Source organism: Providencia sp. PROV141 (assembly GCF_028481645.1).
In the GTDB taxonomy this organism is placed as follows: Bacteria; Pseudomonadota; Gammaproteobacteria; order Enterobacterales; family Enterobacteriaceae; genus Providencia; species Providencia rettgeri.
In genome coordinates, this window is the sequence record NZ_JAMPPR010000001.1 from 13996 (window position 1) to 36204 (window position 22209).

20 protein-coding genes are annotated in these 22209 nt (G+C 39.3%); 12 read left to right on the plus strand and 8 right to left on the minus strand.

Going from position 1 to position 22209, the window contains the following annotated elements; translation table 11 throughout:
* Positions 1 to 152 precede the first annotated feature (152 nt).
* Both PSF09_RS00070 and dauA read left to right on the plus strand, forming a co-directional pair.
* Positions 153 to 1511, plus strand: coding sequence for a phosphatase PAP2/dual specificity phosphatase family protein (locus PSF09_RS00070; RefSeq protein ID WP_272683301.1), 1359 nt, complete (start codon positions 153 to 155; stop codon positions 1509 to 1511).
* 655 nt (positions 1512 to 2166) lie between these two features.
* A complete protein-coding gene (gene dauA, locus PSF09_RS00075) occupies positions 2167 to 3900 on the plus strand; it encodes a C4-dicarboxylic acid transporter DauA (RefSeq protein ID WP_272683302.1) in 1734 nt (577 codons plus the stop codon).
* A 50-nt stretch (positions 3901 to 3950) separates the two neighbouring features.
* On the opposite strand, the gene PSF09_RS00080 is transcribed toward dauA, so the two are convergent.
* The 7 genes from PSF09_RS00080 to hemA are packed head-to-tail and all read right to left on the minus strand — an operon-like array spanning position 3951 to position 10563.
* A complete protein-coding gene (locus tag PSF09_RS00080; protein WP_272683303.1) occupies positions 3951 to 4685 on the minus strand; it encodes a tetratricopeptide repeat protein in 735 nt (244 codons plus the stop codon).
* Between the two features lie 20 nt (positions 4686 to 4705).
* Positions 4706 to 5608 carry a TIGR01212 family radical SAM protein gene (locus tag PSF09_RS00085; protein WP_272658371.1) on the minus strand — a complete coding sequence of 301 codons (903 nt, stop codon included), beginning with the start codon at positions 5606 to 5608 and terminating at the stop codon, positions 4706 to 4708.
* 12 nt (positions 5609 to 5620) lie between these two features.
* Entirely contained in the window at positions 5621 to 6475 is an 855-nt protein-coding gene (gene kdsA, locus PSF09_RS00090; protein ID WP_004255137.1) for a 3-deoxy-8-phosphooctulonate synthase, read from the minus strand.
* Positions 6476 to 6521: 46 nt separating this feature from the next.
* Positions 6522 to 7331 carry an invasion regulator SirB1 gene (sirB1, locus tag PSF09_RS00095; protein ID WP_272665012.1) on the minus strand — a complete coding sequence of 270 codons (810 nt, stop codon included), beginning with the start codon at positions 7329 to 7331 and terminating at the stop codon, positions 6522 to 6524.
* A gap of 22 nt (positions 7332 to 7353) precedes the next feature.
* Positions 7354 to 8187 (minus strand): peptide chain release factor N(5)-glutamine methyltransferase, encoded by an 834-nt coding sequence (prmC, locus tag PSF09_RS00100; RefSeq protein WP_272665013.1) that lies wholly within the window; start codon positions 8185 to 8187, stop codon positions 7354 to 7356.
* Positions 8187 to 9269, minus strand: a complete 1083-nt coding sequence (gene prfA, locus PSF09_RS00105) for a peptide chain release factor 1 (RefSeq protein ID WP_004264135.1) — start codon at positions 9267 to 9269, stop codon at positions 8187 to 8189. Before prfA ends, prmC begins: the two co-directional genes overlap by 1 nt.
* 31 nt (positions 9270 to 9300) lie before the next feature.
* Positions 9301 to 10563 carry a glutamyl-tRNA reductase gene (gene hemA, locus PSF09_RS00110; protein WP_272665014.1) on the minus strand — a complete coding sequence of 421 codons (1263 nt, stop codon included), beginning with the start codon at positions 10561 to 10563 and terminating at the stop codon, positions 9301 to 9303.
* Between the two features lie 581 nt (positions 10564 to 11144).
* Between hemA and lolB the strand changes: the two genes are divergently transcribed.
* From lolB to prs, 3 genes are read left to right on the plus strand one after another with little or no spacing between them, the layout of a single operon-like run.
* Positions 11145 to 11801 (plus strand): lipoprotein insertase outer membrane protein LolB, encoded by a 657-nt coding sequence (gene lolB / locus PSF09_RS00115; protein ID WP_272683304.1) that lies wholly within the window; start codon positions 11145 to 11147, stop codon positions 11799 to 11801.
* Entirely contained in the window at positions 11798 to 12673 is an 876-nt protein-coding gene (gene ispE / locus PSF09_RS00120; RefSeq protein ID WP_272683305.1) for a 4-(cytidine 5'-diphospho)-2-C-methyl-D-erythritol kinase, read from the plus strand. The genes lolB and ispE overlap by 4 nt, the downstream gene beginning before the upstream one ends.
* 56 nt (positions 12674 to 12729) lie before the next feature.
* On the plus strand, positions 12730 to 13677 hold the full coding sequence (prs, locus tag PSF09_RS00125) for a ribose-phosphate diphosphokinase (protein ID WP_004910604.1): 948 nt from the start codon (positions 12730 to 12732) through the stop codon (positions 13675 to 13677).
* A gap of 303 nt (positions 13678 to 13980) precedes the next feature.
* Here prs and ychH read toward each other — a convergent pair whose 3' ends face one another.
* Entirely contained in the window at positions 13981 to 14253 is a 273-nt protein-coding gene (gene ychH, locus PSF09_RS00130) for a stress-induced protein YchH (protein WP_115167325.1), read from the minus strand.
* Between the two features lie 300 nt (positions 14254 to 14553).
* On the opposite strand from ychH, the gene pth reads away from it, so the two are divergent.
* The 7 genes from pth (at position 14554) to PSF09_RS00165 (ending at position 22194) form a co-directional block, all read left to right on the plus strand.
* Positions 14554 to 15144: an aminoacyl-tRNA hydrolase gene (pth, locus tag PSF09_RS00135; RefSeq protein ID WP_272665015.1), complete on the plus strand. Its 591-nt coding sequence runs from the start codon at positions 14554 to 14556 to the stop codon at positions 15142 to 15144.
* Positions 15145 to 15246: 102 nt separating this feature from the next.
* Positions 15247 to 16338 (plus strand): redox-regulated ATPase YchF, encoded by a 1092-nt coding sequence (gene ychF, locus PSF09_RS00140; protein WP_004910600.1) that lies wholly within the window; start codon positions 15247 to 15249, stop codon positions 16336 to 16338.
* 942 nt (positions 16339 to 17280) lie between these two features.
* Positions 17281 to 17619 (plus strand): helix-turn-helix domain-containing protein, encoded by a 339-nt coding sequence (locus tag PSF09_RS00145; protein WP_166265137.1) that lies wholly within the window; start codon positions 17281 to 17283, stop codon positions 17617 to 17619.
* Positions 17620 to 17710: 91 nt separating this feature from the next.
* Positions 17711 to 18244 carry a fimbrial protein gene (locus PSF09_RS00150; protein WP_272683306.1) on the plus strand — a complete coding sequence of 178 codons (534 nt, stop codon included), beginning with the start codon at positions 17711 to 17713 and terminating at the stop codon, positions 18242 to 18244.
* Positions 18245 to 18432: 188 nt separating this feature from the next.
* A complete protein-coding gene (locus tag PSF09_RS00155; RefSeq protein WP_272683307.1) occupies positions 18433 to 18849 on the plus strand; it encodes a fimbrial protein in 417 nt (138 codons plus the stop codon).
* 39 nt (positions 18850 to 18888) lie between these two features.
* Positions 18889 to 21390 (plus strand): outer membrane usher protein, encoded by a 2502-nt coding sequence (locus PSF09_RS00160; RefSeq protein WP_272683308.1) that lies wholly within the window; start codon positions 18889 to 18891, stop codon positions 21388 to 21390.
* Positions 21391 to 21438: 48 nt separating this feature from the next.
* Positions 21439 to 22194: a fimbria/pilus periplasmic chaperone gene (locus tag PSF09_RS00165; RefSeq protein ID WP_272683309.1), complete on the plus strand. Its 756-nt coding sequence runs from the start codon at positions 21439 to 21441 to the stop codon at positions 22192 to 22194.
* The last annotated feature ends 15 nt before the right edge of the window (positions 22195 to 22209 follow it).

The following is a 22209-nucleotide window of genomic DNA, read 5'->3' on the forward strand; positions in this document are numbered from 1 at the left end:
ACATTGTTGACATCAATCACTAACTTCAACTTTAGGTGATAGCCATTGTTTATTGCCCGCAAAGCACCTATGCTGCTTAGCGTTATTTATTTCCCTAATCATTTACTGATATCACCGCCAGTTCGTTGCCATTTAAAGGAATAGGATAAAGGATGATAACTGCAACCCGCAAACCTCAACAGGCTGTATCTCGACGCCAAATAATACGCTCTGGTTTGCTATGGCTAGTTTTTCTAGCACCTTTTTTCTTCCTAACTTATGGCCAAGTCAATACGTATACCGCAACGTTAAATCAGGTTCCTTCTATCGTTTTTTCTTGGGAAACCCATATTCCATTTCTCCCTTGGTCTATCATTCCCTATTGGAGCATTGATCTTTTTTATGGGTTATCTTTATTTATTTGCACAACCCGTAAAGAACAAATGATCCATGGCTTACGGCTCATCACGGCTTCGATTGTCGCTTGTATTGGTTTTTTGCTATTTCCACTTAAGTTTAGTTTCCCTCGACCAAGTACTGATGGCCTATTTGGCTGGATGTTTGACAGCCTAGAGCTATTTGACCTCCCCTTTAACCAAGCTCCTTCATTACATATTATTTTATTGTGGATCTTATGGTTACGTTTTCGAGCACATACACCAACAAAATGGCGCTGGTTGCTTCATAGTTGGTCGATACTCATTCTCCTGTCCGTATTGACGACTTGGCAGCACCACTTTATTGATGTCGTCACCGGCTTTGCCGTTGGCTTATTAATTAGTTATTTACTTCCTATACAAACTCACTGGCAATGGCATTACACGGGGTCACCTCGCAGTTTTAAAATGAGCAAAAATTATGGCATAGGTTCTCTTGTTTGCTTTATTCTTGCGTTTATCTTCCAAGGATTCGCTTGGTTACTGTTATGGCCCGCTATCGCTCTCTTTTTTATTACCCTTGGTTATTTAGGCGCTGGTGCTAGCGTTTTCCAAAAAACACCGGAAGGGAATATTTCCCCTTCTGCCGCTATTTTATTACTACCATACCGGCTGATTGCTTGGGGAACCTATCATTACTTTGCTAAGCACTGCGCACAACCCAGTATTGTGAATAAACACATTGTTTTGGGAGGGCGCCCACTTTACGCTTTGCAAACTCAAGCTGTGTTAGATATGACTTGCGAATGGCCTCGCAATTCTTACAGCAAAGGGCTTAAATATTGTAGCCAACCGCAAATTGATTTGTTACCACTAAGCGCGGAAGATATCGAAAAGTCAGTCCATACTATGGATGCACTGGTAAAACATGGGGCGGTATACATTCATTGCAAATTAGGTTATTCACGAAGTGCGACTGTTGCTGTTGCATGGTTGGTACATCATGGCGATGCTAAAAACACAGAAGAAGCCGTAGCATTAGTTGAACAAGCTCGCCCACAAGTGATTTTAAATGCAGCAACGATACAACAACTGAATAATTGGTATGCCGATTACCATCTAAGTCGAGTGAATAATGAATACATTGATGAATAAACAACAAGGTGAAGTTATCACTATTTTAACTCATAGTTGGCGTTATTTTGCGACTGGGTCTGTATTGGCATTATTTTGTCAATTCGCTTTGTATTTCCATTCTAATTACCCTAAATATATTTTATTCGCCAATATAATTATATTTATAACTTGCCAGTATTATATATATCGCCTATGGCTCGATAACCATTTTTTTAAAATTATCTACACACATAATGAAACAGAACATTTTGATAATGCATTAAATTTTTTATTTCCAAACAAAATCAAACATCACACAATGCAGCAAAGGTGGTCAGGGACTAAACGTCTTTTCACTCATGCTCTTGGGTTAATACTCGTGCAATGGATAGGGTTATTGGTAGCAATAATAGCAAGTTGATTGATTAAGTATTAGTCAATACTATTATTTATATTTACCGTTCAAAAAATAAAATTGCTATTACATATATGTAGCCTAAAACTAAAAAGCAGCTATATAAAATGTATTCTAATTGTTTTTCTTTATAATATAACGGTTTTTTACTTTTGTTACTGAAAACGTTATGATAATTGCAGATTCATTGATACATAACAGATTTTTTTCAGATTGCTAAGCGTATCCTTATAGGTACATCTTTCGTTTATTTTTCACCCTGTTATTTGGTAGGGTATAATGAGTACAAAAAAAATTAATAGGTTGCGCCCTTTTAGTGCGCTAATAGATTCTTGTTGGAAAGAAAAATATACAGCTACTCGCTTTATTAAAGATTTAATTGCGGGTATTACCGTGGGTATTATCGCTATTCCGCTCGCAATGGCTTTGGCTATTGCAAGTGGTGTTCCGCCGCAATATGGGCTATATACCGCGGCTATTGCAGGGATCGTCATTGCGATAACAGGTGGGTCTCGCTATAGCGTTTCTGGCCCCACAGCTGCATTTGTAGTGATCCTCTACCCTGTTTCACAGCAATTTGGGCTCAGCGGGTTGCTGGTTGCGACAATGATGTCAGGGGTTATCCTGCTTGCGATGGGCTTTGCTCGGTTCGGTAAATTCATCGAATATATCCCTGTATCTGTTACATTAGGCTTCACTTCCGGTATTGCCATCACCATTGCCACAATGCAAATTAAAGATTTCTTTGGTTTGCAAATGGTGCATGTCCCAGAAAACTATGTTGATAAGCTAATTGCTATTGGTAATACATTCCCCACGTTTCAATACAGCGACACACTAATTGGGCTTTCAACTCTTTTGGTGCTTATCTTCTGGCCTAAATTAAAATTAAGATTTCCCGGCCATTTACCTGCCCTGATTGTCGGGACTTTCGTCATGTGGGTGCTTTCATTATTTGGCATGGAAGTCGCGACTATTGGTTCTGAATTTAGCTATTTATTGCCTGATGGCTCTGAAGGTAATGGCATTCCCCCTATCCTACCGCAGTTTATTTTGCCATGGGAGCTCCCCGGAAGTGCGCCAATTAACTGGGCGATGATCACCGCATTAATGCCTGCTGCATTTTCTATGGCAGTGCTTGGTGCGATTGAATCACTACTATGTGCCGTAGTATTGGACAACATGACGGGAACCAAACACCATTCCAATAGCGAACTTATTGGCCAAGGAGTGGGGAACATTGTAGCACCTTTTTTTGGTGGTATCACCGCAACTGCCGCAATAGCTCGTTCTGCGGCTAACGTCCGCGCAGGCGCAACATCGCCCATTTCTGCCATTATTCACTCAATATTGGTGATACTCACATTATTGGTTCTGGCTCCAATGCTCTCTTATTTGCCATTAGCCGCCATGTCTGCATTATTATTGATTGTAGCTTGGAACATGAGTGCGGCGGGTAAAGTCGTTTATTTGATTAAACGCGCGCCAAAAGATGACATTATTGTATTAGTACTATGTATGTCTCTAACCGTTCTATTCGATATGGTTATTGCTATCACTGTCGGGATTGTTCTCGCGTCATTATTGTTTATGCGACGAATTGCCAATATGACCCGTTCAACACAACTAGCGGAAACAGATGAAGAGCGAAGCCGTTTAGTCGTAAGAATAAATGGCCCATTATTTTTCGCTGCTGCTGAGCGTATTTTTGATGAATTACGTGTCAAAAGCGCAGGTTATGAAACCATCATTATGCAATGGGACGCAGTACCGGTCTTAGATGCGGGTGGCTTAGAAGCTTTCGAAAAATTCATCGATGCCGTACGCAAAGATACCCATGTCTTAGTTTGTGACATTCCGTTCCAGCCATTAAAAACGTTGGCAAGAGCAAAAGTTACACCGATTGAAGGCGTGTTAAGTTTTTATAATTCAATGGATCATGCACTTGAAGCTGTTAAGGCTATCGAACAGGCGGGTTCTATCGACACAGAAAAGGCAACAACAGCGTCTTAATTAAGTCCCTTAACTAAACCGCCATGTTATTTTACATGGCGGTTTAACTGTTACTCATTGAAGCAAAACATCTCATTCCCCGCTTCTTTCCCTTTTTCGCAGGCTATTGCCCTTAATTTTTTTGCTTTTACTGGGTCGATAGCCACCGTTCCTGTGTTATCTTCAGAAAATCTAAATGCTGCCATCCATTCTGCATACCCTGGATAAGTCATCTCATTTGCCTTATCAAACCATTGTTGTGCTTGCTTTTCATCTTTTGCGACACCTTGGCCATCTAGGTAGATAACGCCAAGCAAAACTGGAGCAATAAAAAAGTCTGGGTTATTTAGCACGTTAACTTCCTTTAGAAGTTCTATAGACTGTTGATAATCCGTTTTACCTGCAATTGGGTTTATCAATGACTCTGCTAAACTGATTTTTCCCCGTGTACTGCCCATTTCAACCGCTTTAATCGCGTATTTACGTGCATCAACCAATTCCTGTGAAAAGTAACTATCACTTAATAGATTGATATCCGCCAATAACGCATAACCATCTGCATTACCATTTTTTGCGGATTCGTTTGCCCATAAACGCGCACTATTAAGATTTTGTAGAACACCTAAACCGGAAAAATACATTTGGGCCAGCTGATACTGAGCAAGGGCATCTTTCTTCGTTGCTTTTTGGTGAGTTTGTACAAATTTTTGTTTATCTTCAGGGGTAATATCAAGTTGAGCAATAGCTTGAAAAGAAAACGTAATTAGGGATGAAACGATAATAGCTTTAAAAAAGTTTGGTTTCATAATTGTTCTCATTAAAGAAGTCAAAGCGCAGAGCCTTGGCCTCCCCATTTTAAGAAGTATTGATATAAGTTATTCATTCCTACCCAATGGTTTTCACACCAGCTCGGGGCGAGTAACGTCGGTTTTCTGGCACTGGCACTAATACGGTGGTAGACAATGTCAGTTGGAGTATGACGCACCATTTCACCGGCAATTTGGGTATATTCATCAAGAGAAAGTGTTGCCAAGCGCCCTGCTCGCCAACTTTTTGCCATTACACTACCTTCAACAATATGTAGCGGGTGAAGTTTGATGCCATCCGTTCCACACTCAAGTACTTTATCCAATGTTTGCATATTCATTTGGGCATTTTCACCGGGTAGCCCACAAATCAAATGCGTACAAACTTTTAATCCAAGGCTACGAGCTTTTTGCGTTGTTTGTTGGTATGCATCAAAACCATGGCCGCGATTAATACGATGTAGCGTTTTATCATGAGCACTTTGTAAACCTAGCTCAAGCCATATTTCATAACCTTGTTGTTGGTAACAACTCAATAAAGATAATACCGCATCAGGAACACAATCAGGGCGCGTTCCAACACACAAGCCAATAATATCAGCCTGTTGTAAAGCGTCTTCATAGAGCTGCTTTAGCAGACTCACTTCTGCGTAGGTACTGGTATAGGCTTGGAAATAAGCTAAATAACGTTTTGCGCGGGAAATTCGGGTAATCTGTTGGTGAATTTGTTCACTGATGGTTTGAGATGATTGGCTTTCATCGGCAAAAGAAGCCACATTACAGAAGGTGCAGCCGCCTCGCCCAAGGGTGCCATCACGGTTTGGGCAATTAAAACCACCATGTAAGGTAATTTTATAAATTTTTTCACCATATCGGCGCTGTAAATCAGCGCCGAACATAGAAACGACTTCAGTGAGTTGCATAAACCGCCTAACTTAGCGACTTGTATCTAACTCAGGGAAGCTTTTTACAACTTCGTCGATTGCTTTCATTTGTTTTAAGAATGGCTCTAGCTTATCTAATGGTAATGCTGATGGACCATCACAACGCGCGTTGTCTGGGTCTGGATGGGCTTCAAGAAATAACCCTGCGATCCCAACCGCCATTCCCGCTCTTGCCAGCTCAGCAACTTGACCACGACGGCCACCAGATGCTGCACCAAATGGGTCGCGGCATTGCAATGCGTGGGTTACGTCGAAAATGACAGGACAGCCTTTTGATGCTTGAACCATGACATTAAAGCCAAGCATATCAACAACTAGGTTGTCATAACCAAAGTTTGCACCGCGGTCGCAAAGAATAATTTTATCGTTACCACCTTCGATAAATTTCTCAACGATATTTCCCATTTGTCCTGGGCTGATAAACTGAGGTTTTTTGATATTAATTACCGCATCTGTTTTAGCCATTGCTGCAACTAAGTCCGTTTGACGGGCTAAGAACGCTGGTAATTGAATGACATCAACAACTTCGGCAACAGGGGCAGCTTGTGCTGGCTCATGAACATCCGTAATGATTTTTACGCCAAATGTTTGTTTCAGCTCTTGGAATATTTTCATTCCTTCTTCAAGACCTGGACCACGGTAAGAGTGAATTGATGAGCGGTTAGCTTTATCAAATGACGCTTTAAATACGTAAGGGATCCCCAACTTTTGTGTCACTGTGACATAATGCTCACACACTTTCATCGCCATATCACGGGATTCTAATACATTCATCCCACCAAATAACACAAACGGCAAGTCGTTCGCGACATTGATATCACCAATATTGACTACTTTCTGTTGCATACTCTTACCTTTAATATTGAAACAGGAAAATTGGCCTGTATGTTAATTAATGTAATACGACTGGATGGTTATCCAGCGAATAAATTTGTATTTTAATCATTTCAGAGACTGGGTCTTCTGGGCAATGTTCAATAAAATAATTGAGATCGCTCAATGCCACATGATTACAATCTAAATGCGCAAGAATTAACCCTCTGTCACGAATTTCGTAAGGGTCTTCAGGATCAAGAGTCAAAAGCGTTTCACAAACCCGTAACGCTAACTCCATCTTTTTTTCTTCCATTAATGCAGCTTTGAGCGTGTCAAAAATTTTACGAATAACAATGCTGTTTTCTGCTGCCTCAAGTTGGTCGTAGTAAAACTCAGAAAAAGGATCAACGGTTCCTTTGAGCCACAAATTTAACGTGTGTAATGATAAAGACTCACCATTAACAGGGTTAATTACCCATTGGCTGCCATCATTTCTTTCACTAACAAATAATAATTGAGTAGGGAAAATAGCGGGATAAATCGCAATATCAAGGCGTTCGGCAATATATAAAAAAATAGCACCGAGTGTCACAGGCGTACCTTGTTTAGATGACAATACTTTGTCTAGCCACAGCATATCCGATAACAAATAGATCCCTTCAGCTGCGCCAAACGACCACTCTTGGTAAAAAAGTGAGGCCAATTGCTGAATTTTTGTTTCGTTATCAGCGGTTAAATCGATACGAGACTTGGCTGATGAGACTAAGCTATCTAACTGAGCTTGCACTTTCATCAGCGGGAAATCATGACGGATACATTGTGAAACAGTCATGATCCCTTCACTTAAAGGGAGTTGATTAAATTCTATATTCGCTATGGTTTTCATTACATTCCCACTGCTATGCCACTTAACCATTCCATTGACCGAGTGAAATTCGCTCTCTTCCACCATAATCAAGACAGGTCTCAATTTTGGTGTACCCATGTACTTCAAATAAATCACGCACCGCAAGACCTTGTGTCCAGCCATGCTCAAGAAGCAACCACCCTTGATTTTTAAGATATTTTTTAGATTCTTGAATGATATGCATTAAATCAGCTAAGCCTTCATCCTTAGCCACTAGAGCGGTTAACGGCTCAAATCGCACGTCACCTTCGCTGAGATGCGTATCATTTTCATCAATATAGGGTGGATTACTGATAATCATATCAAATTGTTGAATTGATAGTGAAGCAAACCAATTACTTTGTATAAAATTGACATTTGAAATATTCAAACGCTGCTGATTTCGTTGTGCTAAAGCAACTGCATCAGGGTTAAAATCAACACCGATAACCTGACTTTGCGGCATTTCAGATGCCAAGGCTAGTGCAATTGCTCCTGTCCCAGTACCTAAATCTAAAATTTGATTTTTTTGCTCTGTTAACCTAGATAAGGCTTGTTCAACAATGCATTCGGTATCAGGCCTAGGTATTAATGTCGCAGGAGAGACGTAAAGAGGAAGGGACCAGAACTCACGTTCACCGATAATATAGGCAATAGGCTCACCTTTCTCACGGCGTTGCAAAAGACATTCAGCTTGTTGGCATTCTTCGGCATTGAGTTCTGTCTCACCAAATGCAAAAAGATAGGTACGGCTGCGACCTGTGACATGTTCCAGTAAAATTTCAGCATCTCGCTTCGCGCTGTCACTTGCAGACAGTCTGTTGACTGCCTGCTTGACCCATTCGATATACTGCATTATTCCTGCTCAGACAACGCAGAAAGTTGGTCTGCCTGGTATTCATTGATGATAGGTTGGATAAGTGAATCCAATTTCCCTTCCATCACTTCATCCAAACGATATAACGTTAAGTTAATACGGTGGTCAGTCACTCGGCCTTGTGGAAAATTATAGGTACGAATACGGTCAGAACGGTCACCGGAACCTAGCAGATTACGACGCTCAGATGCTTCTGCGGCTTGGCGCTTATCCATTTCGGCTTGGCGAATACGCGCACCTAATACAGACATCGCTTTTGCTTTATTTTTATGCTGCGAACGTTCATCTTGGCACTCAACAACAATGCCCGTCGGAATATGGGTAATACGTATTGCTGAATCTGTGGTGTTAACGTGCTGCCCACCCGCACCCGATGAGCGGAAAGTATCAATACGTAAATCCGCAGGGCTGATCTCAGGTAATTCAGCTTCTGGCAGTTCAGGTAAAATCGCTACAGTACAAGCGGATGTATGAATACGGCCTTGAGACTCCGTTTCGGGAACACGTTGAACACGGTGACCACCTGACTCAAATTTTAAGCGACCATAAACGCTATCACCGGAAATTTTCGCGATGACTTCTTTAAAACCGCCATGTTCGCCATCGCTCGTGCTCATTAATTCAACGCGCCAGCGGTTGTTTTCTGCATAACGGCTATACATACGGAATAGATCACCCGCAAAAATTGCCGCTTCGTCTCCCCCGGCACCCGCACGGATTTCAACGAAACAGTTATATTCATCATCAGGATCTTTCGGAAGCAGCAACAATTGTAATTGCTGTTCGAGCTCTTCATTGCGCGCTTTGGCTTCTTTAAGCTCTTCTTGAGCCATTTCTTTCATTTCAGGATCGTCTAACAACATTTCAGCTGTTTCGATGTCATCCTGTACTGTGCGCCATGCGCTAAAGCATTTAGCGACATCAGACAATTGGGCATATTCTTTTGATAAAGCACGAAAACGGTCTTGATCGGCAATTACACCTGCATCAGCAAGGTGCGCTTCAATTTCTTCGTAGCGTTCTTGTAATGCTTCTAATTTTGCGACAATAGAAGGCTTCATTCGTTATATAAGACCTATGATTAAAATGTGGTTATTGATGGTCCAGCCCTAGGCTGTCCCTAAGTAGATTTAGACGCTCGACATCCCCATTACCTGCAGCTTGCTGCAAAGATTTGGTTGGAGCGTGAATAAGGCGGTTGGTTAATTGTTGCGATAATTGCATGATCACTTGCTCAGGGTCTGCGCCTTGACGGATAGCGGTCAACGCTTTTTCAGTCATGTTTGCCCGAATGGCCTCAGCTTGTTCTCTATAATCGCGAATTGTAGACACTGCCGCTTGTGAGCGCAACCAATCCATAAAGTGGCTACTTTCTTGCTCAACAATATATTCAGCTTCAACGGCTGCGGCTTTTCGCTGAGCAAGGTTCTGTGCAATGATAGATTGCAAATCATCCACAGTATAGAGATAAACATCTCTTAATTTTTCAACATCTTGTTCGATATCTCGAGGAACGGCAATATCAATTAATAACATCGGCTTACTACGACGTATTTTCATTGCACGTTCGACCATCCCTTTCCCTATGATGGGTAAAGGACTCGCCGTTGAGCTAATGACAATATCTGCTTCCGCTAAGCGGTTATCAATATCCGATAACGAAATGACTTGTGCATTGACCTCATTGGCCAATAATTCCGCCCGTTCACGTGTTCGGTTAGCTATCATCATTTTTTGTACGCCATGTTCACGTAAATGACGCGCCACAAGCTCAATTGTTTCCCCTGCACCCACTAACAAGATGTTTAAATGTTTGAGTGATTCAAATATTTGGCGAGCAAGTGTACAAGCTGCAAATGCGACAGAAACTGCATTCGCACCAATATCGGTTTCTGTGCGCACACGTTTTGCAACAGAAAACGATTTCTGGAAAAGACGCTCAAGTTCGCTCGATAACGAGTGGTTACCTTGTGAAAGCGCAAACGCCTTTTTGACTTGCCCTAATATTTGTGGTTCACCCAAAACAAGTGAATCCAAGCCACTAGCGACACGCATTAGGTGACTAACCGCGCGGTCGTCTTGGTGCCAATAGAGACTCGGCTGTAAATCTTTTTGGGTTATACCATGAAAATCACACAGCCATTTTACTAGCTGTTCTTGAGCTCGTTCTTGCGATTCAAGGCTCAAATAAAGCTCAGTTCTATTACAGGTAGACAGCACAACGCCACCATTCACTTGAGGCTGTTTGAGAAGTTCCTCAAGTGCATGGTCAATTTTTTCAGGACCAAAAGTCACCCGCTCACGCAGGGCTACTGGTGCTGTTTTATGGTTGATGCCTAAGGCTAATAAGGTCATTGTGCTTTACGACTTGCTCACATTGCTTACAGTGCTAATTATTTTCAGTTATGCTCGATGGGTATTTCCTACCAATTAGCATGACTGTTATTTATATTGTTCTATTGTAGATGATCCGCGTCTCTCTTTCTACGGTTTGCATAAGCCTATCCTTCAGAAAGATGACCCACGCCAAAAAATAAACCGAAATAACAGACGTAATGGCGATTTTATCAGTCAAAACTGATCGTAATTTTATCGTTTATTTATACTATATAAAACTGATTATCAGCCATATCATTATTAACAATGATAAATTAACTGCAATAAGATGCATAGAGGATGCAATTATTTCGCACAGAAAGCAAATGGTGACAAGCTTAGGTTGGTCTAATAATCACTTTAGAAAACCATTCCTGCTGTCAATGCACTATGTTATTTGTATACAAACAGTAAATCACTTACAGATTTTTATCGGTTAGGTATATCATCGAGTGCAATAGATGACTCAGATAGCCATATCGCGCTAAACTAAACCTCTTTAAATGCAAGTAACTCAATAGAGACTGCTATCAGCGCCCAATACAACTTTGAGATTTGATATGCAATTAACTCAAGCTTTACCGTTTATGCACATAAATAAGCACTTTTTTCGCCTATTGCCACTTTCATGCGTCTTGCTAACTGCTTGCGTGACAACGTCACAAACAACCACGAAAGGAACTAGTTCCGCATCGAATGCTAAGTGGAAAGCACATCAACAAGAATTAAGTCAGCTACGTGATTACCAAACACGAGGCTCCTTTGCCTATAACGGAGGAGAAACAAAAACGTACGCTAAGTTTTTCTGGCAACAATATACACCGGAAAAATACCGTTTATTGTTAACCAACCCATTAGGTAGCCGTGAGCTTGAACTTACCGTTGAACCTGATTTAGCTCGATTAACTACCAAAGATGGTCAAACCCATATGAGTGACGTACCGAGCGAGTTGATTTATCAGCTCACTGGTATGGAAATCCCAATTGATGACCTAACCGCTTGGTTAACAGGTTCGCCCGGACGTGCAACAGACTTCACCTTAGATGAAAACCACCTGCTAAAAAGTGTTACGTTTAAAAGTAATGGTGAAACATGGCAGCTCAACTATATTTCCTATGACAGCAAAACAACACCAATGCTGCCAAACTATCTCGAGTTACGCCAAGGGGATAGACTTATCAAATTGAAAATGGATAGTTGGACACTGAAGAAATGACGTTAACATGGCCTTCTCCGGCAAAATTAAATCTTTTTTTGTACATCACAGGCCAACGCCCTGATGGCTATCACGAGTTACAAACTCTATTTCAATTTGTCGATTATGGCGATGAAATCACTATCACAACACGTGATGACGATCAGTTGAATTTATTGACGGATATGCAAGGGGTTCCCCCCGAAAAAAACCTAATTTTACGGGCTGCTAGATTATTACAATCCTATTGCCGTGATACGTTGCAACACAGTGGCCCACTAGGTGCCGATGTCGGTATTCATAAAATATTACCGATGGGCGGAGGTATTGGTGGAGGCTCATCAAACGCAGCAACCACCTTAATTGCGCTTAACGAACACTGGAAAACACAGGTTTCTGATGAAGTCCTTGCGCAATTAGGCGCATCATTAGGAGCAGATGTTCCTGTGTTTGTTCGCGGGCATGCTGCTTTCGCCGAAGGGGTTGGTGACATTTTAACCAAAGCTTCCCCTAAAGAGAAATGGTATCTGGTGGCTCATCCCGGAATTGAAATATCAACCCCGATGATCTTCACAGATCCACAATTAAATCGAAATTCTCCAAAACGCTCCCTAGCCGCATTATTACTGGCTCCGTACGCAAATGACTGCGAACCAATCGCAAGAAAACGTTTTCGTGAGGTTGAACAGCTTGTTTCTTGGCTGTTAGAATATGCTCCGTCTCGCCTTACAGGAACAGGCGCATGTGTTTTTTCTGAATTTGAAACACAAGCGGATGCCCTGCTGGTGTTAAATAAAGCCCCATCGTGGGTGCAAGGGTTCGTCGCTCAAGGCGTTAACGTTTCCCCACTGCACAAGTTCCGCGCTGGGATAACCCGTGTATTGCACCAATAAGCCTTGTCGCTGTTGGTCAACAATATCTCTCTGGACGCAAGCCTGAGGTTTTTCTCGTGCCCGATATGAAGCTTTTTGCTGGTAACGCTACACCGGAACTAGCACAACGTGTTGCTAACCGCCTTTACACTAATCTTGGAGACGCGGCTGTTGGTCGTTTTAGCGACGGCGAAGTCAGTGTTCAAATTAATGAAAATGTTCGCGGTGGTGATATTTTTATCATCCAGTCAACTTGTGCACCAACCAACGATAACCTGATGGAACTGGTTGTTATGGTCGATGCCCTACGCCGTGCATCTGCTGGTCGTATTACCGCTGTTATCCCTTACTTCGGTTATGCAAGACAGGATCGTCGCGTACGTTCTGCCCGTGTACCAATCACCGCTAAAGTTGTTGCCGATTTTCTGTCAAGTGTAGGTGTAGACCGTGTGCTCACTGTCGATTTACACGCAGAGCAGATCCAGGGCTTCTTTGATGTTCCTGTGGATAATGTATTTGGTAGCCCTATTCTTCTGGAAGATATGTTACAGAAGAATTTGGAAAACCCAATCGTTGTATCTCCAGACATCGGCGGCGTGGTACGTGCTAGAGCTATCGCAAAACTCCTGAATGACACTGATATGGCCATTATTGACAAACGCCGCCCACGTGCGAACGTTTCTCAAGTCATGCATATCATTGGTGATGTTTCAGGTCGTGATTGCATCTTAGTGGACGATATGATTGATACCGGTGGTACTCTGTGTAAAGCAGCTGAAGCACTGAAAGAACGTGGTGCGAAACGTGTATTTGCATACGCAACACACCCGATTTTCTCAGGTAATGCTGTAGACAACATCAAAAATTCAGTCATTGATGAAGTCATTGTTTGTGACACTATTCCTCTTTCTCCTGAAATCAAAGCGCTGAGCAATGTTCGCACTTTAACGCTTTCAGGTATGTTAGCTGAAGCTATCCGTCGTATTAGCAACGAAGAGTCAATTTCAGCAATGTTTGAGCACTAATTCTCCAATATTGGGTTTTAGCGTTCAACCGTGATGAAAAAGTCACAATAAAAAATATAAGCCCCTGCAATATCATTTGCAGGGGCTTTATGATTTTGGCAGGGAAAAAACCACTGGTGCTTATTTTTTTATTTTATCGCCGATCATAGTGGTGACTTCACGTTATGAAACGACAAAAATAGCCATCTAAAATAACGAACAATATTCACGACAAAAGAGCAAAATTCTTTGGAATTTCACTCTTATTAATGCCTAATTATCAAACTAGTTCACCATTATCAGCAATTAATTGCTCTAGACTATTTATGGATAGCGGTGATTGTCTCTGCGTGAATGATATTGTTGTTTCAATTGCCAGTAACGGTCTGCAACTTTTTCACGGCCGCCGATCCTAGCACCGACTAACCATACCATCGCACCGATAAAAATGCCGAATAAGGAACCGTTCGTGATGAGTTCTGAAAGGCCTAAGTTAACGATATGAGAGAATAAGTTGACACCGATACTTCCGATCATCAACACCATTCCGATTCCCATGAAGATATTACCTAGAAGATGAGCGCTTTTCCGTTTCATATATACCTCCAGTACCAGTAAACTGATAAGCAAGCATGTGTAAATAAATTCGGTCATACTTTATATTTATGTAATGATTATAGTGCATTAAGTAAAATTTTTTGCGATAGACATCACAAGGAAGGAAGTTAGCAAGAATATCTGTACAAAAAATGCTTTTTATCAAGAAATCAGAAAATCCGAATAGTTTATTCAGCAATTATAAACATAGTTACTTTATCCATCACAATTTTGTACATCCTGCATTTCACAAGGTAAACTAGGGCATTATTTTTCATAACTGATAGTGAAATCACCACCGTGAGCAAAATTAAGTTAATTGTTGGACTTGCCAATCCGGGTGCTGAATATGCACAAACGCGCCATAATGCAGGTGCATGGTATGTTGATTTACTGGCTGAGCGCCATAATCAGCCATTGAAAGAAGAAGCGAAGTTTTTTGGTTATACCGCACGTATTAATATGGGTGGTAATGACATCCGCCTGCTGGTTCCAACCACATTTATGAACCTAAGTGGTAAATCAGTTGCCGCTATAGCCAATTTTTATCGCATCAATCTCGATGAAATTTTAGTCGCCCATGATGAACTCGATTTACCTCCCGGTGTAGCTAAAATGAAATTAGGGGGCAGTAATGGCGGTCACAATGGGTTGAAAGATATTCAAAGTAAATTCGCCAATAACCCGAATTTTTATCGTTTACGCATTGGTATTGGCCACCCAGGTGATAAAAACAAAGTCGTTGGCTTTGTTTTGGGTAAACCGCCGTTATCTGAGCAAAAACTCATTGATGATGCGATTGATGAAGCGGTCAGGTGTACTGACATTCTACTAGCTGATGGTATGGACAAAGCAATAAACCGCTTGCATGGCTTTAAAGCAACTGCATAAGAGTTCATTTCATCCAAATCGACTTTTTGTGTATAATCAGCGCCAATTTCTAAACATTGGGTGCAGCGCATGTCTGCCCCTCGCTATTAAGGTGAGAAACATATGGGTTTTAAATGCGGTATCGTTGGTCTGCCTAACGTGGGTAAATCCACTCTGTTTAATGCATTGACCAAAGCCGGCATCGAAGCAGCCAACTTCCCTTTCTGTACAATTGAACCAAACACGGGTGTTGTGCCAATGCCAGACCCACGTCTTGATCAATTAGCTGAAATTGTGAAGCCACAGCGTATTTTACCAACTACGATGGAGTTCGTGGATATCGCGGGCTTAGTAAAAGGTGCATCTAAAGGTGAAGGCCTAGGTAACCAATTTTTAACGAATATCCGTGAAACCGAAGCCATTGGTCACGTTGTTCGTTGTTTTGAAAATGACAATATCATTCACGTTGCAGGCCAAGTTGACCCTGCCGCAGATATTGAAGTCATTAATACTGAATTAGCACTTGCTGACCTTGATACCTGTGAGCGCGCTATCCATCGTGTCCAAAAACGCGCAAAAGGTGGCGATAAAGACGCAAAAGCAGAATTAGAAGCATTAGAAAAATGTTTGCCGCACCTAGAGCAAGCAGGTATGTTACGCACATTAGAGTTATCTAATGAAGATAAAGCCGCTATCCGCTACTTGAGCTTCTTAACATTAAAGCCAACGATGTACATTGCTAACGTTAATGAAGATGGTTTTGAAAATAACCCCTTCTTAGATGTGGTGTATAAAATTGCAGAAGCCGAAGGCTCTGTAGTTGTTCCCGTCTGTGCAGCGATTGAGTCCGATATTGCAGAACTTGAAGACGAAGAGCGCGATGAGTTTATGGCTGATTTAGGTATTGAAGAACCGGGTCTTAACCGTGTTATTCGTGCTGGTTATCAGTTATTAAACCTGCAAACTTATTTTACTGCAGGGGTTAAAGAAGTGCGTGCATGGACTATCCCTGTCGGTGCAACGGCACCACAAGCCGCAGGTAAAATCCACACTGACTTCGAAAAAGGCTTTATTCGCGCACAAACCATCGCATTTGATGATTTTATCCAATACCGTGGCGAACAAGGCGCAAAAGAAGCCGGTAAAATGCGCGCAGAAGGTAAAGACTATATCGTTAAAGACGGCGATGTGCTGAACTTCTTGTTTAATGTGTAGCCTATACTTTAGATTTACACCCAACTAAAAAATATCATTAATCAAAAAACAGCATAATATTTAATTTATAAATATAATACTATGCTGTTTTCTCTCCTGTTATATCATAAAAACTCACTATTGGTTCTCCTTCTCTTTCTAAATAAATAGAATCTAGCTTACTTTCATAACAATTTGAATGTACAGGCTAACAAAACCAAGTTAAAAAATATCAGACTAATGACCGCCCTAAGTCATATCTTAAAATAAAACATTATGGTAAAAAACGACACATATCCGTACTTGTTTACTACTCTGCAGTAACTCTCTTACTAGATATGAAGTAAGCTAGAAGAGCCCGTAACAAAAAATTAAGTCGATAGAACCCTATAGTATCTCGGCTATGGAGGTATAAATATTTAGATAAGTAAGGCTATTGATGTAATGAAAAGAAGTCACACATCATCTCTGCTAGCTACTATAATGATTTAATTGTATTTTTTTGTAGATTTTTACTCTAAATGAGAGTATTGATTAATCATTTGATTTTATTGATTTTTTTATAAAGTCTTTCATTTTTCAAATTGCATAATCACTCCTTATGTGTGTGTTTTTGATTGAAATCAAGTTATTCTGTTACAATTCAAGAGAATTTATTAAAATTTGTTAATTTCAGATAAAAATACTTTTTTTTATATCAAACCAAGCCTAATAGACTAACAAGCTAACTTCTAAATTTGATTTTAAAAAAATTGTTAAAAACTTTGAATGTTTATAACTTATTGTTAGATAAGTAAAACAACTGAATTGTAAAAAATGTAAATATAAGCTGTTAATTAGACTTGATTCTTTTTAGTGGTTTGATTTAAAAAAATCTACTCATTATAATTGTAATCACTTAAGGGGAATACATAAGAGTAAAATAAATTATTGAATTATTAAACTGAGACCTTGTTATTAATTATGAGTAAAGTTAATAGAGTCATATCCAAATATGAAACACAAGATAATCTATTTTCTATTTACTGTGGATTAGTTATAAGAAAAATACGCAAAGAGAATGGTATTACAGCTTGTGACCTAGCCAAGAAAGTGAATGTTTCACAGCAACAAATGTCACGTTATGAACGTGGAATAAATAAAATTAGTATTGATATGTTATTTAATTTAAGCGTAGCACTCGACTGTCCATTTGAAAGAGTTATTAAGCTTATTATTGCAGAAGTTCAAAAGTCCCCTTCGGATGATGTAATTTCTTTAAGAAATAAGATATCAGCCTCTGATACAATTTATTTTTATTAATCCATTTAAATATATTTATTTAAATATATTTTATTTAAAAGATGCATATAAATATTTATATGTATACCTATACTTATCGTTTGAGGAAAAAATGAAAAAAATTATTTTAGCAACTATGATTTCTGGTTTAATGAGTACATCTGCTTTAGCTGTTGATGCCGGGAGTGGTACGGTAGCATTTTCTGGTTCTATTATTGACGCACCATGCTCTATTGCTCCCGGTGAAGAAAATCAAGAGATTCCATTAGGCCAAGTATCTAATGTGACTTTAGATAATGGTGGTGAATCATCAGCGCAGCCGTTCCAAATTAAGTTAGAAGGCTGTAACCTGAAAGGTGATAATCAAGTTGCTGTCACTTTCAAAGGAACTGAAGCAGGGAAAAATACAGGCTATTTACAGATTACAGGTGATGCTACTGGTGCCGCAGTAAAGATCATGAACTCATCAGGTACTCAAATTAAAGTTAACTCTAGCGCAAAACAAAATTATGTTGAAGGAAATAATACATTAAAATTCCAAGCATCATTAATTGGACTTCAGCTAGTTGATGCACAAAGCAAAGTTATTCCAGTAACACCAGGAAAATTCCAAGCAGTTACTAACTTTACATTAGCATATAATTAAATAATTTTTTTATAAAATGCTATCTCACCACGAGATTAATAAATCTCGTGGTGTATATTTTATATGGTTATAATATGATAACAAAGAAAAAAGAAACTATTTTGTCATTGTGTTTTTTCTTACTATTACCCTTTTTTAAATGTGCTTTTGCAAAGAGTTCAATGGATTTGATAATGCAAGGTAGCATTATGGATACAGCGTGTAGTATTGATACCGGTTCTTATGAACAATCCATTGATATGGGGATATTACCACTGTCATTAATACAGCAAGAAGGGCAAGGACAGGCACAGGATTTTTTTATTACATTAATTGGTTGCAGACTAACATCTTATACAGGCGAACTTTGGAAAACATTTGAAGTTTCATTTGATGGGCCTGTTAATGGGGATTTTTTTTCGGTATTGGGTTCTGCACAAGGGATAGCATTATTATTAACTGAATCGAATGGAGAATATATTTACCCGGGAAAAAAAACATTACCGAAAAGTATAAAACCCGGGAAATACATTTTGAATTATCAGTTAAAAGTTGTTTCAAATGACACACCGTTACGTGCTGGACAGTATCAGACATCAATCCGTTTTAAATTGGATTATTACTAAATAATAAATAAATTATTGCTATATTTTAGGAATGTTTTTATGTCTTCGTTACCTAGTTACACACCAAAATTAAAATTGTTAAGTATTCTTATTGGGTTAACAGTCAGTTGTGTGACTTTAACGACCAATGCGAATAATTATATTGAATTCAATACTGATGTTTTAGATTTAGAAGACAAAAATAACATTGATTTAAACCAATTCTCTCGCGCCGGTTACATTATGCCCGGGGTTTATAATTTCACTTTAAAAATTAATAATGAACAAATATCTGATATTAACATCCCCTATTATTCTGGTGAGCATGATCCTGAAGATAGCCAGCCTTGTTTATCTCCTGAAATAGTTAAGCTGCTAGGGCTTACTTCAGCGTCGCAAAAAAAATTAACATGGTGGCATGAAGGGCAATGCCTTAGTGAGGATAGCTTGCCAGGATTACTACTGCGCGGTGATTTAGCTACGTCATCTTTATATGTCAGTATTCCTCAAGCATACCTAGAATATACATCAGAAAACTGGGATCCCCCTTCTCGCTGGGACAATGGAATATCAGCCTTGCTTATTGATTATAATGTAAATGCTAATTCCACCAATTCCTATAACGGAGGAGCGAATTCATCTTCAGTGAATAGTAATGGTGTCGCTGGTATCAATTTAGGTGCTTGGCGGTTTCGAGCTGATTGGCAAAGTCGTTATAACCATACGACAGGAAGCCAAGGACGTTATCAATCTGATTTCACATGGGATCGTTTTTATGCCTACCGAGCTCTATCTGAATTAAAGGCTAAACTCGTACTGGGTGAAGACTATTTGTCCTCAAATATTTTTGATGGTTTTAGATTTATCGGTGCCAGTTTACAATCTGAATTAAGCATGATGCCACCAAACTTACGTGGATATGCCCCTGAAATAACAGGAATAGCACAAAGTAATGCTACAGTGACAGTCATGCAGCAAGGACGGATATTATATGAAACTCAAGTTGCGCCAGGCCCTTTTCGTATCCAAAATTTAAGTGATGCTATAACCGGAACGCTAAATGTTGCCATAAAAGAGCAAGATGGTTCTATTCAAGAATTTCAAGTTGATACTGCAAACTTGCCATATCTAACAAGATCTGGACAAGTTCAATATAAATTTGCACTAGGCCAGCCAACGAATATTGATCGCCAAAGTGAAGGGGAAAATTTCATTACAGGTGAATTTTCTTGGGGCATAAGCAATGGTTGGTCTTTAATTGGTGGTAGCTTAAATAGCCAAAATTATAATGCGTTATCAATGGGATTTGGGCGAGATTTGCTCGCATTCGGTGCTCTTTCATTTGATATTACTCAGTCTATTGCCCGTTTACCCGGTGAAGGAACATTAAGTGGGAGCTCATACCGAATAAACTATTCTAAACGATTTGAAGAATTCGATAGCCAAATACAGTTCGCTGGTTATCGTTTTTCAGAACGAAGTTATATGAGTATGAGTGAATTCTTAAATACCCAAAAAACAGGACTACGTAATTATGGGAGTAAAGAGCTATACACCATATCAGTCAATAAAAACTTCCAGGATATAGGATTATCATTATATTTAAATTATAACCATCAGACGTATTGGGACAAAAAAGATAATGACTATTACAGTTTAATGCTGTCCAAATATATGGATATTGGCCCAATAAAAAACATGAGTATTAGCTTATCTGCAAATCGCAGTTTTTATAACGGTGTGACAGATGATAGCGCTTATGTATCACTATCTTTCCCACTAAGTAACGGGGCGAATGTCGGTTATTCGATGAATACAAGCCGCTATGATACGACCAATCGTGTTTCTTATTATGACAGATTGGATGATAGAACAAATTATCAGGTCAGTGCGGGCGCAAATCGAAAAGGAGGAACTGCAAGTGCTTTTATTTCACATCAAGGAGATAGCGCTCGCTGGTCAGCAAATGCGAATCATGTAAATAACCAATATAGTGCTTTTGGTCTTTCCACTTCTGGTGGTTTGACTTTGACAGGAAAAGGTATTGTTGCCCATAGAATAAATAATCTTGGTGGAGCTCGTATATTAGTTGATACTGATAATGTTTCAAATATTACAATTCGCGGTATTGGTGTTCCTGTTGAATCAAACCGATTTGGGAAAGCAGTTATTTCAGATGTCAGTAGCTACTATAGAAATAAAGCACAGATTGATTTAAATAAACTGCCTGATGACATTGACGCCCAACAATCCGTTATTCAAGCAACATTGACTGAAGGTGCCATTGGATATCGCTCATTTTCAGTTATTTCAGGTCAAAAAGTTATGGCTGTTATCGTACTTACTGATAGTTCTCATCCACCATTAGGGGCCCAAGTAACAAACCATAAAAAGCAAAATGTCGGGATTGTAGGCGATTTAGGTAATACTTATATTAGTGGTGTTCATCCTTCAGAAACAATGAATATAACATGGGGTAAAAATATGTCATGTGAAATAACTTTTCCTTCTGAATTAATGAATCGAGAAATTCAAGACAATTTATTACTTCCTTGTAACTAGGTAGTAAAAAACAAACAAATAATTATTTAATTTAAATAGATGAAATTAATGTATAAAGGTAATAACCAAGTGAATATCAAAAAAATATTAACAAATGTTTTTTTAGGGTCATTAGCCCTAAGTAGTTTTTCAGAGGCTGCAGTTTCATTAGATAGAACAAGAGTTATCTTTGATGGAGAGAACAAGTCAATCTCTTTAAATATTAATAATAATAATAAGCAACTTCCTTACCTTGCTCAAGGTTGGATTGAAAATGAAGAAAGTAAAAAAATAACATCACCATTGATTGTATTACCACCGGTTCAACGATTAGAACCAGGGAAATCTAGCCAAATGAAAATTGAAGCTTTACCTGATATAAAAAATTTACCTCAGGATAGAGAATCATTATTTTATTTTAATATGCGAGAGATCCCACCGAAGAGTGATAAACCAAATACTTTACAGATTGCATTACAAACAAAAATAAAATTATTTTATCGTCCAGAAGCAATTGCACCACAGCAAAACAGTGCACCATGGCAAGAAAAAATGCAGCTTGAGAGAAAAGGAAGTGTTGTTTTTGTTAAAAACCCAACACCTTATTATATCACAATAATTAATGCAGGGGCTCATGAAAATACAGATGCAAAAGAATTTACTCCAATTATGATTGCACCCTTTAGTGAAATCAATATTGGAATGACAAATGAGCAACTAGGTAACACTCCCATAATTACTTATATTAATGATTATGGTGGTCGTCCAAAATTAGCCTTTGATTGTAAAAATACAATCTGCTCTGTTACTAAAAAAGATCATTAAATAAATAGTAAAGGA

Coding starts and splice junctions, on each gene's coding strand:
- PSF09_RS00070 (WP_272683301.1), top strand. CDS start 153: ATGATAACTGCAACCCGCAAACCTCAACAGGCTGTATCTCGACGCCAA.
- dauA (WP_272683302.1), top strand. CDS start 2,167: ATGAGTACAAAAAAAATTAATAGGTTGCGCCCTTTTAGTGCGCTAATA.
- PSF09_RS00080 (WP_272683303.1), bottom strand. CDS start 4,685: ATGAAACCAAACTTTTTTAAAGCTATTATCGTTTCATCCCTAATTACG.
- PSF09_RS00085 (WP_272658371.1), bottom strand. CDS start 5,608: ATGCAACTCACTGAAGTCGTTTCTATGTTCGGCGCTGATTTACAGCGC.
- kdsA (WP_004255137.1), bottom strand. CDS start 6,475: ATGCAACAGAAAGTAGTCAATATTGGTGATATCAATGTCGCGAACGAC.
- sirB1 (WP_272665012.1), bottom strand. CDS start 7,331: ATGAAAACCATAGCGAATATAGAATTTAATCAACTCCCTTTAAGTGAA.
- prmC (WP_272665013.1), bottom strand. CDS start 8,187: ATGCAGTATATCGAATGGGTCAAGCAGGCAGTCAACAGACTGTCTGCA.
- prfA (WP_004264135.1), bottom strand. CDS start 9,269: ATGAAGCCTTCTATTGTCGCAAAATTAGAAGCATTACAAGAACGCTAC.
- hemA (WP_272665014.1), bottom strand. CDS start 10,563: ATGACCTTATTAGCCTTAGGCATCAACCATAAAACAGCACCAGTAGCC.
- lolB (WP_272683304.1), top strand. CDS start 11,145: ATGCAATTAACTCAAGCTTTACCGTTTATGCACATAAATAAGCACTTT.
- ispE (WP_272683305.1), top strand. CDS start 11,798: ATGACGTTAACATGGCCTTCTCCGGCAAAATTAAATCTTTTTTTGTAC.
- ychH (WP_115167325.1), bottom strand. CDS start 14,253: ATGAAACGGAAAAGCGCTCATCTTCTAGGTAATATCTTCATGGGAATC.
- ychF (WP_004910600.1), top strand. CDS start 15,247: ATGGGTTTTAAATGCGGTATCGTTGGTCTGCCTAACGTGGGTAAATCC.
- PSF09_RS00145 (WP_166265137.1), top strand. CDS start 17,281: ATGAGTAAAGTTAATAGAGTCATATCCAAATATGAAACACAAGATAAT.
- PSF09_RS00150 (WP_272683306.1), top strand. CDS start 17,711: ATGAAAAAAATTATTTTAGCAACTATGATTTCTGGTTTAATGAGTACA.
- PSF09_RS00155 (WP_272683307.1), top strand. CDS start 18,433: ATGGATACAGCGTGTAGTATTGATACCGGTTCTTATGAACAATCCATT.
- PSF09_RS00160 (WP_272683308.1), top strand. CDS start 18,889: ATGTCTTCGTTACCTAGTTACACACCAAAATTAAAATTGTTAAGTATT.
- PSF09_RS00165 (WP_272683309.1), top strand. CDS start 21,439: ATGTATAAAGGTAATAACCAAGTGAATATCAAAAAAATATTAACAAAT.